Genomic DNA, 15,895 nt, shown 5'->3' with positions numbered 1-15,895 from the left:
TCGTCCGGATTCCGGGGCACACCACCGCGGACCGCACCCAGCGGCCCTGTAGAACAAATGGAGTTACCCATGGCAGCAAAATCCGTCCTTGACCAGGTCATTTCCCTCTCCAAGCGGAGGGGCTTTGTCTTTCAGGCCGGTGAAATCTATGGTGGCTCCCGTTCGGCGTGGGACTACGGTCCCCTCGGCGCCGAACTGAAGGAAAACATCAAGCGCCAGTGGTGGCAGAGCATGGTCCGCGGCCGTGAGGACGTTGTAGGCCTGGACTCCTCCGTAATCCTTCCCCGCCAGGTATGGGAAGCCTCCGGCCACGTTGAGGTCTTCTCCGACCCGTTGGTCGAATGCCTGTCCTGCCACAAGCGCTACCGCGCAGACCACCTCGAAGAAGAGTACGAGGAAAAGAAGGGCCGCCCGGCGGAAAATGGCTTGGCGGACATCGTTTGTGCAAACTGCGGCACCCGTGGGCAGTGGACCGAGCCCCAGGAATTCTCCGGCCTGCTCAAGACCTTCCTCGGCCCGGTGGCCAGCGAAGAGGGCATGCACTACCTCCGCCCGGAAACTGCCCAGGGCATCTTTGTGAACTTCAACAACGTGCTCACCACGTCCCGTAAGAAGCCGCCGTTCGGCATCGGCCAGATCGGCAAGTCGTTCCGTAACGAGATCACGCCGGGCAACTTCATCTTCCGTACCCGCGAATTCGAGCAGATGGAGATGGAATTCTTCGTCGAGCCCGGCACCGATGAAGAATGGCACCAGTACTGGATGAAGGAACGCATGTCCTGGTACACGGACCTGGGCATCCGTGAGGACAACCTCCGCTTCTTCGAACACCCGCTGGAGAAGCTCAGCCACTACTCCAAGGGCACCACGGACATCGAGTACCGCTTCGGTTTCCAGGGCTCCGAGTGGGGCGAGCTCGAAGGCATCGCCAACCGCACCGACTTCGACCTCTCCACCCATGCCAAGGCTTCCGGCACGGACCTGAGCTACTTCAACCAGGCCACCAACGAGCGCTACACGCCGTACGTGATCGAGCCGGCCGCCGGCTTGACCCGCTCCTTCATGGCCTTCCTGATCGATGCGTACACCGAGGACGAGGCACCCAACGCCAAGGGCGGCGTCGATGTCCGCACAGTGCTGAAGCTGGATCCGCGCCTGGCCCCGGTCAAGGCCGCCGTCCTGCCGCTGAGCCGCAACGAGGACCTGTCTCCAAAGGCCAAGGCCCTGGGAGCCCAGCTGCGCAAGAACTGGAACATCGACTTCGACGACGCCGGCGCAATCGGCCGCCGCTACCGCCGGCAGGACGAAATCGGTACCCCGTTCTGCATCACTGTGGACTTCGACACCTTGGAAGACCAGGCCGTCACCATCCGCGAGCGCGACACCATGAGCCAGGAACGTGTGTCCTTGGACAAGGTTGAGGGCTACCTGGCAGTACGCCTGATCGGCGCCTAGCCGTGGCACTGGAATACCGCGAATGGAAGGAGGGCGACGACCTCGCCCTCCTGGAAATCTGGGGTGGCCCGGAGACCCTTCCCGCTGAGCAGTTCCGTGCAGCCCTGGCGCCGTCCGGCAATCAGCCCTGGCGCCGCTGCATCGTGGCTGAGGACGTGGTGGACGGTGTGCGTATTCCCGTCGCTGCCGGCGTGGTCCACGAGGCCTCCCTGCACCCGGAGCGACTCTGGGCGTACATTGAGGTTGCCAAGGATCACCGCCGTGAGGGCGTCGGTGCCACCCTCCTGACCATGCTGCGCCGGGAAGCCGGGAACTCGCCGTCGGGCGTCTCGAAGCTGCGCAGCAAGGTGGAGCCGGATACTGCCGGTGCTGCCTTTGCCGCAGCGGCGGGGTTGACACCCATTCAGCGTTCCCAGCTGGTGGTAGTGAAGCCGGAACCGCTGTCCTTGCCGCGATTCGGTGACGGTTCGGAGGAAGCCGCTTCGGAGCGCGTGGAGGACCTGGCCACCGGTTCGGTGGAGCTGAGCGAGGTGGTCGGCGCGTACTACTCCCACGTGCATCACTGGGACAGCCCCGGAGAACTCAGCATTGCCACTGTGCAGCGTTTGTTCCTGCATGACCTGACCGGCGCCCACGGGGCAATCGTCCTGCGCGCCCCCAAGGCCAGCGCTTTCGGCCAGGGCATACCGGCGAGCCGCAAGGGAAAGATCCAGGCTTTTGCCATCAGCTACGCCCAGGGCAACTCCGAGGAGCCTTCGGACGTGTTCCTTGGACACGATCCCCGGTTGTCGCCCGAGGATGCAGCTGCTGCGGTGCGGGACCTTTTGGCACTCATCGCTTACCAGCACCCTGTGTTGCTGGAAGTGGACGAGTCCATGACCGCCCTGCGCACAGTTCTGGAGCCGTTGCTGGAGTCCGGCAAGGCCCATGTCAGGGGCGCGGACACTCTGATCGTCAGCGACTGATCGTTGCTATAGCGTCTGGCTGCTTCTGCTCTGGGAGATCCCGTGCTGCCCGCGTCCTGCGGGCGGCACGGGATCTTCGCTTTTAATGGCCGAAGCCTGTGGTGGGCAAGGTCCCGCGTAGGGTTAAGGGCATGAGGTTTTGCAGCTGATGGGCCACGGTCACTCCCACGGACAATCTGAAAGTTCCGAGCCAACGCCGCAGGCCCTTGCCTCGCGGAAGAGGGCCAACTGGATTCTGGCGGCCATCCTGGTTCCGCTGGGGGTCCTGACGCTCGTGGCCATGATGGTCATGTGGCCCTCGGGCAGCCGGGAAGGAATCACCTTCTCCAGCCCCTACCAGGCTGCTCCCGGGGTGACGTTCGATACCGGCCGGATCCAGAGCGTGGTGGTGGAAAGCTGCACGCAAACGGGGCAGGCGGGCACAGGCCAGAGCAACACCGGACAGTCCACCGACCAGTCCGGTTCCGGCCAAACCGATCCCAACCAAGGCGGGTCGCAGTGCACTTTCGCCTTTACGGAGCCGGACAAGGGCGGCGACGTCGTCAAGGTGGTCATCAACCCTGATGTCGCCATGTCCCACGGCGTGGACGTGGGGGACTCCATCCGGTACCTCAACCTCTCCGCGGTTCAGGGCACGGCTGCCGGCAGCGGCGCTCCGGCCTACGTCTTCGTTGACTTCGTCCGCAGCATCCCCATCGCCATCCTGGCCGTCTTGTACGCGGCGGTGGTCATTGCGGTGGCACGCTGGCGGGGCTTCAGGGCCTTGCTTGGTTTGGTGGGCGCCTACTTCGTCCTGGTGAGCTTCATCCTCCCGGGATTGGTGGAAGGCAAACCGCCGCTGCTGCTGGCTTTGGTGGGTTCCACGGTGATCATGATCGGGGTCCTGTACTTTGCCCACGGATTCTCGGCGCGAACATCCACGGCGCTGCTGGGCACTATCTTTGGGCTCAGTATTACCGCGCTGCTGGCGGCCTGGGCTACCGACGCCGCCAACCTGGCCGGTGTGGGAAACCACGACGCCTCCACGCTGGTGAACATGTCACCCCAGATCTCGATTTCCGGGATCATCCTCTGCGGCCTCATCATCTCCGGGCTTGGCGTGCTGAACGACGTCACCATCACACAGTCCTCCGCGGTGTGGGAACTCTACGAACTCGCCCCCAACACCACTGCGCGCAAGCTGTTCACCTCAGCCATGCGGATTGGTCGGGACCACATCGCCTCCACCGTGTACACCATCGCTTTTGCCTATGCCGGTGCCGCGCTTCCCATCCTCATCATCGTGATGCTCTATGACCGCCCGCTGGCCGAGGCGCTGACCAGCGCCGAACTGTCCGAGGAAGTCATCCGGACCCTGGTGGGCTCCATTGGCCTGGTTCTCGCCATCCCGGTCACCACACTGATCGCCGTCCTGGTGGTCAAGGCCACGGGCATGAAGCGACTCACTGCAGCTGGCGGCCCCGCCGTCACTGCAGATGAGCTTAAGGACACCGGTTCGCTGGCGGCCGCTGCCGCCGTCGTGGGTTCCGGTCCGCAAGCAGACCACGACGCCGGTGAGCACCTTGACGCTTCCGGCAAGCCGGCGCAGCCGGGGAGCCGCCGCGCCCAACGGGAAGCGGAGCGGCGCGGAGACACGAACGACGCCACCTAAGCCCGGGCCCTGCTCTTGTTCGCCACTCCCGCCGTACTACGCACGCGTGGTCGAACAGGGCAGGGTTCGGGGCAGGCTGTCCGCCGATTTGCCCATCTTTGCAACAATGGATAGGTGACTGTTGTAGCAACGCCCCCCGCACCAAAGCTCGAGCTCCCTCCGTTGAAGCTCGGTGGGATCACCGTGGACACCCCGGTAATCCTTGCCCCGATGGCCGGCATCACCAACTCCGCCTTCCGCAGGCTCTGCCGTGAATACGGTGGCGGCATGTATGTGGCCGAGATGGTGACTTCGCGCGCCCTGGTGGAGCGCACGCCGGAGTCCCTGCGCATCATCTCGCACGACGAGGACGAGAAAGTCCGTTCCGTGCAGCTCTACGGCGTGGACCCGGTGACCGTAGGCGCCGCAGTCCGGATGCTGGTGGAAGAGGACCGCGCGGATCACATCGACCTCAACTTCGGCTGCCCCGTGCCCAAGGTCACCCGGCGTGGCGGCGGCTCGGCCCTGCCGTGGAAGATCGACCTCTTCACCTCCATCGTGAACACAGCGGTCAAGGAAGCCTCCAAGGGTGATATTCCCCTGACCATCAAGATGCGCAAGGGCATCGACGAGGACCACCTGACCTACCTCGACGCCGGTCGCATTGCCCGCGACGCCGGTGTGGCCGCCGTCGCGCTTCACGGCCGGACAGCAGCCCAGTTCTATTCCGGCCAGGCCGACTGGTCCGCCATCGCCCGCCTCCGTGAAGCCCTGCCGGATATCCCGGTGCTGGGCAATGGCGATATTTGGTCCGCTGAGGACGCAGTCCGCATGGTCCGGGAAACCGGCGTGGACGGCGTAGTAGTGGGCCGTGGTTGCCAAGGCAGGCCTTGGCTGTTCGGTGACCTGCAGGCTGCCTTCGAGGGCAGCGACCAGCGGCACCGCCCAGGACTGCGTGAAGTGGCAGAAGGCGTATACCGCCACGCTGAGCTGATGGTGGAGACGTTCGGAAACGACGAATACAAGGCGCTCCGCGAAATCCGCAAGCACATGGCCTGGTACTTCAAAGGCTACGTAGTGGGCGGCGAGCTTCGCGCCAAGCTGGCCACCGTCCCCACTCTTGAGGTGCTGCGCGAATACCTGGACGAGCTGGACATGGATTCGCCGTACCCCGGAGTGGATTCCGAGGGTCCCCGCGGCCGTGCCGGTTCGCCCAAGAAGCCTGCCTTGCCCAAAGACTGGCTGGTCAGCCGTCAGCTGAACGCTGAACAGAGCGCGGATATCTCGGCCGCAGAGCTGGACGTTTCGGGCGGCTAGCCTCACACGTGTAAGACTGACTCAAGAAGCTCCACACCCCGGCGCTTGAAGGAGGCAGATACCCATGGGAACCGAAGCGATACTTGGCCACGACGGGACGGCCCACGATTTTGTGCTGGCCATTCCCGGTTACGCCGAGGCAGATTCCGCGCGGTGGGTCGAAGAGCCGCGCAAGAGCAACTATCGCTCGGATTTTGAACGGGACCGTGCCAGGGTCCTGCACTCCTCGGCCCTGCGCAGGCTCGGTGCGAAAACACAGGTAGTTGCACCGGACACGGACGACTTTGTCCGCACCCGGCTCACGCACAGCCTCGAGGTGGCCCAGGTGGGCCGCGAACTGGGCCGCTCGCTGGGTTGCGATCCCGACGTCGTGGACACTGCCTGCCTGAGCCACGATCTTGGACATCCGCCCTTCGGGCACAACGGCGAGTCCGCACTGAATGAAGTTGCGCACACCATCGGCGGATTCGAAGGCAATGCACAAACACTGCGCCTGCTGACCCGGCTCGAACCCAAAGTCCTCAGCGAGGACGGCAGGCCGGCAGGCCTCAACCTGACCCGTGCCAGCCTGGACGCCGCCTCCAAATACCCATGGTCCGCCGTCGACGCCCCTGTCATCCACGGCCACCGCACCAGCAAGTTCGGGGCGTACGAAGACGATCTTCCGGTGTTCGAATGGCTCCGGGAAGGCGCTCCGGGCAACCGATCCTGCATTGAGGCCCAGGTGATGGACCTCGCCGACGATATCTCCTACTCCGTCCATGACGTTGAAGATGCGATTGTTGCCGGCCATTTCCAGCTCAAATGGATGGAAAATCCGGACCACCGGGCGCGTGTGGTGGGCTACACCAAGCAGTGGTACTTGCCCCACAACGACCCCGCTGAAATTGACGCCGCCCTGGCCCGGCTGGAGGCCACCAAGGTTTGGGTCTGCGAAGCTGACGGCAGCCGAAAATCCATGGCTGCGTTGAAGGACATGACCAGCCAGTTGATCGGCCGGTTCTGCCAGAGCGCCATGGAAACAACACGTGCTCACTTCGGCCCGGCCAACCTGACCCGTTACGACGCTGAGCTCATGGTCCCCGCGGACACCGTCGCCGAAATCGCCGTCCTCAAGGGTTTGGCCACCACCTTCGTGATTTCCACGGACCACCGCCAGCCGGTGTACGAGCGCCAGCGCGAAGTGCTGCACGCGCTGGTGGGTGTTCTGAATGCCACCGGCGACCGTCACCTGGAGCCGATGTTCGCCGCTGACTGGCGTGACGCCGTCGACGACGGTGCCCGGCTTCGAGTGGTGATCGACCAGGTTGCCTCGCTGACGGACGTCTCCGCGTTGGCAATGTACGAGCGGCTTGTGGGCAGTCTTCCCTCGCTCTGGTAACTGCTGGGCCGTTTCCGTCAACGGCGGGGACCCTTGGGGCAAGCGACTAGGATGGTCACGTGGCTGGCCTGATCAAACGTGAAGATATCGATGAAGTACGCCAGCGCACGGATATCAAGGAAGTCGTTGACGGTTACGTCACGCTCAAGGGTGCCGGGCTGGGCAGTTTCAAGGGCCTTTGCCCCTTCCATGACGAACGCTCGCCCTCCTTCACCGTCCGCCCGCAAGTAGGCCGGTACCACTGCTTCGGCTGCGGCGAGGACGGCGACGCCATCTCCTTCGTCCAGAAGATGGACCACAGTTCCTTCCACGAGGCCGTGGAGAAACTGGCGGCCAGGATCGGCTACGAGCTTCGTTACGAGGACGGCGGCACCGGTCCCAGCCGTGAAGAAGTGGGTAAACGCCAACGCCTGCTGGACGCCCACAAAATAGCCGACGAGTTCTTCCGCGCCCAGCTCCTGACCCCCGGCGCCGCCGAGGGGCGGAACTTCCTCGATGGCCGTGGTTTCGACCGCGCCGCCGCCGAACACTTTGGCGTGGGATACGCACCCCAAGGATGGGACGCGTTGCTCAAGCACCTCCGTGGGCGCGGATTCACCGATGCCGAGTTGAAACTCACCGGGATGTTCTCGGAAGGAAACCGGGGCATCTATGATCGCTTCCGCGGCAGGCTGATCTGGCCCATCAGGGACATCGCGGGGGACACCATCGGGTTCGGCGCCCGCAAGCTCTACGAGGACGATCAAGGACCCAAATACCTCAACACCCCGGAGACCACGCTCTACAAGAAATCGCAGGTCCTCTACGGGATCGACATCGCCAAGCGGAATATCGCCAAGGAGCGGCAACTGGTGGTGGTGGAGGGGTACACGGACGTCATGGCCTGCCACCTTGCAGGAGTCGCGACGGCGGTAGCCACCTGCGGTACTGCCTTCGGGACCGAACACATCAAGGTGGCCCGGCGGCTGTTGTCGGACGATGGCAGCGGCGGCGAGGTCATCTTCACCTTCGACGGTGACGCCGCAGGCCAGAAGGCTGCCCTGAGGGCTTTTGAAGAAGACCAGCGCTTTCAGGCCCAGACCTACGTTGCCGTGGAGCCCACGGGTGCTGATCCCTGTGATCTTCGCCAACTCAAGGGCGACGCCGCGGTGCGCGATCTCATCAGCACGCGGAAACCACTCTTTGAGTTCGCTATCCGGGCCTCGCTGCGCAGGCACAACCTGGACACCGTGGAAGGCCGCGTTGCGGCACTGCGTGAAGCCGCTCCCGTGGTGGCCCAGATCAGGGATTCCGCTGCCAGGCCCGGTTATACCCGGGAACTTGCAGGATGGCTGGGCATGCCCATAGAAGAAGTCAGCCGGTTTGTTGGCGCCGCCGCCAAGCGTGTCTCTTCCGGAGCCGGTGCGCCAGCACCGGCAGGTGCAGCTGAGCAGTCCGCGGCAGCACCGCCGTCGGGCGGTCCTGTCTTTCAACGGCCCGATCCCCGGGATCCCATCGCAGGGATGGAACGCCAGGCGCTGGAGGTTGTGCTCCAGGAGCCAGGCGTGCTGGGTGGGGGAGCATGGGAGCGTTTCGAGGCCTCGCACTTTGCCACCCCTGCCTACGCCGCCGTCCACACGGCCGTGCGGGCTGCGGGACTCGCCCACGCGGCTGATCCGGTGGCTTGGGTGGAGCAGGTCCGCCAGGAGGTTCCCGAACCCCTGCGTGCCTTGGTCTCCGAGCTTGCAGTGACCCCCCTGCCCGCCAGTACCCCGGAGGCCATGCAGAGGTATTGCCGAGACATCCTGGCCCGCCTGTTTGAACTGCAGATCACCCGTATCAAAGCAGACAAGATGGGCCAATTGCAGCGCCTGGACGCAGGAGCCAATCCGGAGGAATTCCAGCGGCTGAACCGCGAGCTGATGCAACTGGAAATGGAGCGCCGGGCGCTGCGTTCGGACGGCTGAGAACCCCGATTTCGTTTTCCGGCGGGGCCCTGTTAAGCTAGTAACCGCTTCATTCCTCCGTAGCTCAATTGGCAGAGCATTCGACTGTTAATCGAAGGGTTACTGGTTCAAGTCCAGTCGGAGGAGCGCACAATACCCCCGTTCCGGTCTCCGGGACGGGGGTATTTTTATACCCCCACGGGGTATGGGGAGCCGATTTCGCATTCGGGTAGAACCTTTGCTAAAGTCATAACCGCTTCATTCCTCCGTAGCTCAATTGGCAGAGCATTCGACTGTTAATCGAAGGGTTACTGGTTCAAGTCCAGTCGGAGGAGCACCGGAACCCCGCATCGGCATCATGCCGGTGCGGGGTTCGTCTTTTCCTAGACGAAATCCATTTCCACCTGCAGGAAACGGGCGGCCTCGGCAACAGCGGCAAGAAATGAATCCTGCTCAGTGGGCGGGGTCCTCGGTTCGCGCGGATGCCATTCATGCGGGGCCGAGTAGACGCGGCTGAAACCGCCACCCGGCGGCGCATAGAAGATTCCGAACCGCTGTACCGGCCACTCAGGGGACGTCTCCGGCGCAACCAGCAGGGCTGCGTCGGCTTCGGGGTTGTACCACTGGGCAATGGGCCTGCGGCGATCATCCGTGAAGAGCCCTGCGGCGTAGAGGGCGGCCGACTGGGGGCTGGTCACTGAGCACAGACGGTCCCACCACAACGGCAGGATGCGTTCATCCCGACGCTGCCACGGTGCCGGAAACGGCTGCAGCTCTTGCCAATGGGGCACATCTCAACTTTATCGCCGGCATGACTCGCGCAACAGGGGAAGCGCTAGCGGGAGAGCCCCAAGCGGGGGTACAGCACCTCGAAACCTTTGGTCAGGCCCGCGTTCAGGGCCAGACCCACGTGTCCGCCGTTGGGGACCTCGTAGTAGGTCACCGTCATCCCTGCAGCCTGTGCCGCCGCAGAGACAGCTTTCGCGGCGGCCACGTACGTCACATCGTCAGAGCCAACGGTGAAAACGGCTGTCGTATCCGGAAATTGCTTGCCTTTCATGATGTTGATGGGCTTCTGGGCATCGTAGTCCGCTTGCTTGCCGCCGAAGATGCTTGCAAGGTTGCCGGCGGGGTCTTCGGCGCCCGGGAACTCCTCACCGGAAATGTCCACCACGTTGCCCCACATTTTGGGGTACTTGACGGCGAAGGAGATGGCACATTGGCCGCCGTTGGAGTAACCGGCGATGGTCCAATGCTCCCTGTCGGGAAGGATGTTCAGGTTGGCTTGGGCCCAGTTCACCACGTCTTCGTTGATGTACTTCTCAACGTTGCCGTACTTGGCGGTGTCCAAGCAGAGGGTGTCGTTCTCATCCGGACCGATCTGGTCCGCGACGATCGCAATGGGGGCCAGGCCGTTGTTCCTGGCTGCAAAGTCATCCAAGGCCGCCGAGACATACTGGGGGTCCGGGAGGCCGGGCTGGCCCATCATCAGGACGAACAAGGGCAACCTGGGCGGATTGTCCGTCAGAGCCGCCGGAGGCAAGTAGATGCCGGCCGGCCGGGCGTCAAAGCCTGAGGCCGTGGCCGGAATCACCTGGGTTCCTACCTCGCCCTTGGCTGGCATTCCGGCAGGGGCTTTCCAGCTCTGCCACAGCGGACCTGCAGGAATGGACGCATCAGGGTTGGGCTTGTTCAACGCAATGGCACCCTCAGTGGAAATCCCCAGGGCCGAGCCCAGCGTCTTGTTCAGCCCGAACTCGGTGTTGATGCCCAGCGCCGCGACCAGAAGAAACACAGGGATGGAGAACGCAGCCACCACTTTCCGCCAAGCACGGCTATGGCGGAAGCTGACTACGGCCAGTCCCAGCGCTGCGAAGCAGGAGATGGCCCAGAACCATACCCGGGGAGTCAGGCCCACGTGGAAGACGTCCAAGACGTCCTCAATGATCCACACCGTCAACCATCCCAGCAATGCAGCGGACACAATGGCAATGATTGCGGTCAGCGCCCAACGGGCCGAGGGCCTGAGGAACAGCACCAGGAAGAACACGACGCCGATCGCCCCGGCAATGGTCATGACCACCGGCCCGCTGATTTCAAGCTTCAGGAGATCGTCCATGGCTAGCAGCTCTTGGTCCTCATGCCGCGGGCTCCCTGGCTACCATCTGGCGCAGGAGGCCTGCACTTTGCGCGGGGGAGAGGCCCGGAAGATAGGCCGAACCTACTGCGATGCCGATGGAAGGCAGGGCCAAGGGGTCCTGGTAGTACATGTACAAGGTCCGGTGTTCCGGCTGGAAGCGCGACTTGAAGGCGGCCAGGGACTTGAACCCATACATGGGCTCCAAGGCATTGCCGAGCAGTGCCAGGACCCTGTCCAGGGCAGAACGGTCACCCTCGGCGGCATCGGCCCCGGCGTTGGCGAGCGGCGAACCGGACAAAGAAATTTGGGGGACTTCTTCTTTGAAATGGGTCACGGCGGAGGCGATCAGGAACTCCATGACGCCTTTGAAGCCAGTGGTACGGCGCCGCATGAAGTCCAGTGTCCAGCCGGCGATGACACCGTTGCGGAACACCGGCAACCAACTGGTCACTCCGTGGACCAGGCCCTCGTCATCCACTGCCACGCAGCACAGGACTTCAGGATCCTTGAGTTCTTCCAAACCCCCCAAGGTAAAGCCCATCTCAGGGAGGGCCTTGTCCGCCACCCATTCCTCGGAGATCTCTGCAAGTTGCGCCCTGATCCCCGGTGGCATCCCTTGATATGGGTACCAATGGTCCTTGATGGACAGCTTCTCTGCGCGGTTCAGTGCGGTGCGTACGTTTTGCCATTCCTTGCCCTTGAAGGTCATGGCCTGGACGTTGAGAAGGGTCTCTTCCGCGACTTCCAGCTTGCGGAATCCCCGGGGGAGGAGCGGACCGTCCAAGGCTGCGGTGGCTGAATAGAAACATGGAGTAAGTCCCAGGCCGGTGCAGTGCTGCAGGAATCCCGTGGCTGCATCCGCGTGGTGTTCCTCGGCGCCGAACGGGCCAGCGACGGTTAGCGCCACACCGTTGTGGACTTGGTAGGCAACCCCGGCTTTCCTGTCCGGGGTGAACCAGTACTGATTGTTGTCCCATAAGGCCATCCAGGACAGCGTGCCGCCGCCGTCATGGAGCAGTTCGCGGGTGTGGCCCAGGTCTGCTGCCGGATCGCTGGCAAGCTGCCTGAACCGCCGGAAGTTGTTCAGGACCAGCACCAGGATGCACAGCCAGATGATGTCCCCGCCGAGCCCGTACACCACGGTGCTGAGCAGGCCTTGCGGGAGGGCCACCACAAAGGGAACAGGGAAAGGAACCAGGATATGTGTCAGTTGGCCGGCGAGGTCCCACAGCGTGGAGCGGCCCGGATTTCCTTCCACGAACCAAAACACGACGTAAAGGACGATTGCGGCCACAGCGAGGATCAGTGAGGTCCTGCCCAGGAGGCGGTAGCCGGCGTCGCTGGACTCAACCTGGAACTTGTGGCGGTTGGCCAACAGCAACGCCACGATGATCACAGGGGCGAGGAATGCCGGAACGGCGTAGAGCAGGAGATAACCGAAGTCGTCATCTCCCAGGCTCACGTCGGGGTCGGTGACGTATTGGATGATTGACAGCACTGTCACTGCTGCAAGGTAGGCCTGGATCACCAGTGTCAGTCGGTACGCCAGCCGGCGGCCGCGACGCAGTCCCTCTGCGCAGACCAGCAGCAAAAGGACCGGTATCAGGGTCAGGATTGCTGCCCCGAAGCTCTGCACGCCCACGATGCCCTGCAAGGTGACGCAGTTGGTGTCGTTATTGCAGGCTTCTTTGACTTCATCGGCGTCGGGACTGGCTTGCAGCATGACTTCCGAGACCACGGACAGGGGACCTATTTCCCACGTGCCGGTGAGTTGCGTAAGCAAAGGCCCCACCGCGAAGACACCCACCACGGTACCCACCAGGAACCGCGTTTCACGGAGGCTTGAGGAGTGCAGCGAACCCGCCCGGCGGCGCAGCACCATTGATTGGATACCCCAACCCGCCAGGATTCCTATCACCGCTCCGGCCAATGCCTGCAGGGTCTGGGCAACGCCCACAAAAAGGGCAAACATCAACGTGGCGGCCAGTAACCACGTCCTCAGGCGACGACGCCAGAGCGCCTCAAGTGCCGCCGTCGCGCATCCCAGTGCTGCAGCAGCACCGCCATAGGCGCCTACAACGTATTCGCCACCGAGGAAGCTGAGCCATTGATCGCTGGCGTCGGTTCCGAACGTCACCAGTGCCTCAAGGACCAAGGCGCTCATGGCAGAGCCTGCAAGGAAGGCAGCCAAGGCGGGCCAAGGCCCCATGATGCGCTCGGCAATTCCCACGCCTACCAGGATCGCGGCGGTGCATGCCAGGTAGTCCAGCAAGGAAGAGGCGAAGAACGCAGAGGTGACAATGGACCACCACGGGCCCGGATCCACGGCCAGTCCCAAGCCCACCTGGTCCAGCAGGTCTTCAGCGGGACCGGTAAGCAGGCTCCCGGTCAAGGCACCCAAAATCCACAGCAATGCCGCCAGGCCCAAGGTCAGGGGCAGCCGGCGCACTGTCGCCAAGCCGCGGACACCGCCCCTTAATGCCATAGCCGTGCTCATGTGATGTCCCCTTCACCGGTCCGGCACCGGTAACCCCGGCTGGCCCCCATTCTGCCTTGCGGGGCGCCGTAAAGGGAGAGGCAGGGAGGTCCCGACGGCGGCGGGTCGGGTTGGAGCGGTGCGCTTAGTCCCGTTTCCAGGGGCCGGGATTGACCCTGTACAGCACAGCTGCGCCGACGACGGCACCCAGAATCGCGCCAAACAGGGCACTTCCTGCCGCGCGGCCTATGAGGGCGCCGGCCATGGCACCCAGCAGGGCGCCGAGGAAGAGTCCCCGGCCGTTACGGTGCGGTTTCTTGGTCATGGTCTCAGCCTACGGGTGCGTGCCTAATGGATGGAGGGCACGGTACGCGGCCGGACCACCAACCAGAGGGCAAGGATCGCCCCTGCTATGCAGACAGCCATGACCGAGCCCATGGGAACTGCGGAACCAACACCCAACCAGCCCACCACAGGCGGAACGATTCCGGCCATCATGAACTGGGACGCCCCCAGGAGGGACGCTGCGGTGCCGGCCTGGGCACCGTGGTTGGCCAGTGAGAGGACCTGGACGCAGGGGAACATGAACCCGGTGGCGCAGATATAGAACCACAGCGGAATGAGGATGCCCAATAGCCCGACGTGCAGGAGGTCAAGCACCACGATCAGGAGGGCAGTGAAGAGCATGAACAGCGTTGCTCCGGCAACGATCCATTGTGGTGCCACCCGCCGGATCAGGCGCGAACTGATCTGGACGCCTGCGACGATTCCGAGCGAGTTGATACCGAACAGGATTCCGTATTCCTGCGGTGAGAAGCCGTAAATGTCCTGGAACAGGAAGGTCGAGGCGGACAGATAGGCGAACAAGCCACCGAAATTCAGGCTTCCCACCATCACCATGCCTACGAAGATCCGGTCCGTCAGCACCGATTTGTAGCGCTGTCCTACCGTGATGGTGGACTTTCCACGTTGATCAGCGGGCAGCGTCTCCTTGATGAAGAAGATGGAAGCAATGATCACCAACAAGCCGTAGGCGGCCAGGAAGTAGAAAATACCGGGCCACGGAAAGGCCAGGAGCAGCTGGGATCCGATCACAGGGGCAAGGATCGGGGCCAAACCGTTGACCAATGACATCCGCGAAAACATGCGGACCATGGAATAGCCGTGGAAGAGGTCCCGGACCATTGCCATGGCCACCACGCCACCACCGGCCGCGCCGATTCCCATCAGGACGCGGAACAGGGAAAGCATCCCGATGTCTGTTGCCAGCGCGGCACCGAAGGACGAACCGATGTGGACTGCGGTGGCGAGGATCAGAGGAAGGCGACGCCCCACTTTGTCGCTGAACGGACCCACCACCAACTGGCCGAGCCCGAAGCCTACGGTGGTCCCTGTCAAAGTGAGCTGGATAGCTGCAGCAGAGACGTCGAAGCTTTCCTCCAGCGCCGGGAAGGCCGGGAGATAGAGGTCGATCGTAAAGGGACCCAGCGCAGTCAGCGCACCCAGCAAGAGAATATAGACAAGTTTTTCGCGTCGGCTCAGGGAATCGCCCGGAGCAATGGGAGAGGTCACGATCATCTATCCTATGGCCCGGATCATATTTATTCAGCGTATGACGGGCGCGCCGCAGTGTGGTCCCGAAAGTTCAGCAGGAACCTGAATGATAGCTTTGAGGACAGGTGTCCGCGGTGAAAGATTTCCCTCCGCGGTCGCCCCATACGATGCCCAGAGGAAAGCAGTTAGGCGGAACCCATGAGTGGACGTCACACCGGCCGGACCAGTCAAGGACCAGCCATTCGTACTTTGCCGAAGACCCTCAAGCTCGTTGCACGGTTGGCGCCGCGGCAAATCAACGACGAAATCGCCTTGGCCAAGGTCGAACTCAAGCGCAAGGCCACCCAGGTGGGCATTGCCGGTGCCTTCTTTGGCGTGGCCCTTGTCTTCCTTTCGCTTTTGGTGATCGCCCTTGTGGTTGCCGCCATTTTGGGCCTGGCAACCATCATGCCGGGCTGGCTCGCGGCGCTGATTGTTGCCGCGTTCTTCCTGATCATCGTGGCCATTGCCTCCCTGATCGGAATCGCCAAATTCAAGAAGGCCATGCCCTTGGTACCCGAGGACACCATTCGGGGCATCAAGCATGATCTTGGAATTGCCAAGGAAGGTTCTGACTTCGACGAATCCATCCTCGATCCCAATTCGCCCGCAGCCAAGGCCGCCAAGGCTGAAAAGGAAGCAGCTGCCCGGAAGGCCAAGGCCGAGAAGGCTGAGAAGGAAGCTGCCAAGGAAGCCGACGCTGTTAAGGCGCCCACTGAAGCTGAGCTTCGCTCCCGCCTGAAGAGGCGTCGTGAGCACCTGACCGGCGTCCGCGATGAGCTCGGCGAGCAGTTGGACGTCAAGAAGCAGGGCCAGGCGTTGCTGGAGAGCGCCAACGGAAAATTCACTGAGGGCAAGGAGTTCGCTGCGGCAAAGTTTGCCGCCCTCGAAGATTCCGTCCCCGAAGGCCTTACTGAGCGGCTCGCCGCCAGGTGGAAGGATCTCGCCGCGTTTGCCACTGCTGCGGTGGTCTTTGTGGTTGCCCTGCGGAAGCTGCTGAAAAAGTAGGCAGA

The 15,895-nt window shown here is 63.1% G+C and carries 12 protein-coding genes and 2 tRNA genes; 9 read left to right on the top strand and 5 right to left on the bottom strand.

The genetic code is table 11. The annotated features are described in order from the left end of the window. Positions 1–69: 69 nt before the first annotated feature. From M1D51_RS14670 to M1D51_RS14635, 8 genes are all read left to right on the top strand, one after another. Positions 70–1,455 carry a glycine--tRNA ligase gene (locus M1D51_RS14670; RefSeq protein WP_458107001.1) on the top strand — a complete coding sequence of 462 codons (1,386 nt, stop codon included), beginning with the start codon at positions 70–72 and terminating at the stop codon, positions 1,453–1,455. Positions 1,456–1,457: 2 nt separating this feature from the next. Further along, positions 1,458–2,420, top strand: coding sequence for a GNAT family N-acetyltransferase (locus tag M1D51_RS14665; RefSeq protein WP_172324117.1), 963 nt, complete (start codon positions 1,458–1,460; stop codon positions 2,418–2,420). A 148-nt stretch (positions 2,421–2,568) separates the two neighbouring features. Then, on the top strand, positions 2,569–4,071 hold the full coding sequence (locus M1D51_RS14660; protein WP_458107000.1) for a YibE/F family protein: 1,503 nt from the start codon (positions 2,569–2,571) through the stop codon (positions 4,069–4,071). Between the two features lie 114 nt (positions 4,072–4,185). After that, positions 4,186–5,367, top strand: coding sequence for a tRNA dihydrouridine synthase DusB (dusB, locus tag M1D51_RS14655; RefSeq protein WP_458106999.1), 1,182 nt, complete (start codon positions 4,186–4,188; stop codon positions 5,365–5,367). A gap of 64 nt (positions 5,368–5,431) precedes the next feature. Next, on the top strand, positions 5,432–6,748 hold the full coding sequence (locus M1D51_RS14650) for a deoxyguanosinetriphosphate triphosphohydrolase (RefSeq protein ID WP_458106998.1): 1,317 nt from the start codon (positions 5,432–5,434) through the stop codon (positions 6,746–6,748). A 59-nt stretch (positions 6,749–6,807) separates the two neighbouring features. After that, complete coding sequence (gene dnaG, locus M1D51_RS14645) at positions 6,808–8,694, top strand: DNA primase (RefSeq protein WP_458106997.1); 1,887 nt, start codon at positions 6,808–6,810, stop codon at positions 8,692–8,694. 53 nt (positions 8,695–8,747) lie between these two features. After that, a tRNA-Asn gene (locus M1D51_RS14640) sits at positions 8,748–8,820 on the top strand. 115 nt (positions 8,821–8,935) lie between these two features. Beyond that, positions 8,936–9,008, top strand: a tRNA-Asn gene (locus M1D51_RS14635). Positions 9,009–9,056: 48 nt separating this feature from the next. Here M1D51_RS14635 and M1D51_RS14630 read toward each other — a convergent pair. The 5 genes from M1D51_RS14630 to M1D51_RS14610 all read right to left on the bottom strand — a co-directional run bounded on the left by M1D51_RS14630 (position 9,057) and on the right by M1D51_RS14610 (position 14,867). Beyond that, entirely contained in the window at positions 9,057–9,464 is a 408-nt protein-coding gene (locus tag M1D51_RS14630; RefSeq protein WP_172326086.1) for a hypothetical protein, read from the bottom strand. Positions 9,465–9,508: 44 nt separating this feature from the next. Then, entirely contained in the window at positions 9,509–10,792 is a 1,284-nt protein-coding gene (locus tag M1D51_RS14625; RefSeq protein ID WP_458106996.1) for an alpha/beta hydrolase, read from the bottom strand. Positions 10,793–10,811: 19 nt separating this feature from the next. Next, positions 10,812–13,310, bottom strand: a complete 2,499-nt coding sequence (locus tag M1D51_RS14620) for a bifunctional lysylphosphatidylglycerol flippase/synthetase MprF (protein WP_458106995.1) — start codon at positions 13,308–13,310, stop codon at positions 10,812–10,814. 124 nt (positions 13,311–13,434) lie between these two features. Then, a complete protein-coding gene (locus M1D51_RS14615; protein WP_172325779.1) occupies positions 13,435–13,614 on the bottom strand; it encodes a glycine zipper domain-containing protein in 180 nt (59 codons plus the stop codon). A 23-nt stretch (positions 13,615–13,637) separates the two neighbouring features. Beyond that, positions 13,638–14,867 (bottom strand): multidrug effflux MFS transporter, encoded by a 1,230-nt coding sequence (locus M1D51_RS14610; RefSeq protein WP_172325778.1) that lies wholly within the window; start codon positions 14,865–14,867, stop codon positions 13,638–13,640. A 174-nt stretch (positions 14,868–15,041) separates the two neighbouring features. On the opposite strand from M1D51_RS14610, the gene M1D51_RS14605 reads away from it, so the two are divergent. Beyond that, on the top strand, positions 15,042–15,890 hold the full coding sequence (locus M1D51_RS14605; protein ID WP_172325777.1) for a phage holin family protein: 849 nt from the start codon (positions 15,042–15,044) through the stop codon (positions 15,888–15,890). The last annotated feature ends 5 nt before the right edge of the window (positions 15,891–15,895 follow it).

It is taken from the genome of Arthrobacter sp. R3-55, from assembly GCF_054161505.1.
Note: the sequence above shows the minus strand (reverse complement) of the source record. Positions and strands in the feature narration are given on the sequence as shown.

Bases quoted from the DNA above. Each gene is read 5' to 3' on its own strand.
- M1D51_RS14670 (WP_458107001.1), top strand. From the start codon at position 70: ATGGCAGCAAAATCCGTCCTTGACCAGGTCATTTCCCTCTCCAAGCGG.
- M1D51_RS14660 (WP_458107000.1), top strand. From the start codon at position 2,569: ATGGGCCACGGTCACTCCCACGGACAATCTGAAAGTTCCGAGCCAACG.
- M1D51_RS14650 (WP_458106998.1), top strand. From the start codon at position 5,432: ATGGGAACCGAAGCGATACTTGGCCACGACGGGACGGCCCACGATTTT.
- M1D51_RS14625 (WP_458106996.1), bottom strand. From the start codon at position 10,792: ATGGACGATCTCCTGAAGCTTGAAATCAGCGGGCCGGTGGTCATGACC.
- M1D51_RS14620 (WP_458106995.1), bottom strand. From the start codon at position 13,310: ATGAGCACGGCTATGGCATTAAGGGGCGGTGTCCGCGGCTTGGCGACA.
- M1D51_RS14615 (WP_172325779.1), bottom strand. From the start codon at position 13,614: ATGACCAAGAAACCGCACCGTAACGGCCGGGGACTCTTCCTCGGCGCC.
- M1D51_RS14610 (WP_172325778.1), bottom strand. From the start codon at position 14,867: ATGATCGTGACCTCTCCCATTGCTCCGGGCGATTCCCTGAGCCGACGC.
- M1D51_RS14605 (WP_172325777.1), top strand. From the start codon at position 15,042: ATGAGTGGACGTCACACCGGCCGGACCAGTCAAGGACCAGCCATTCGT.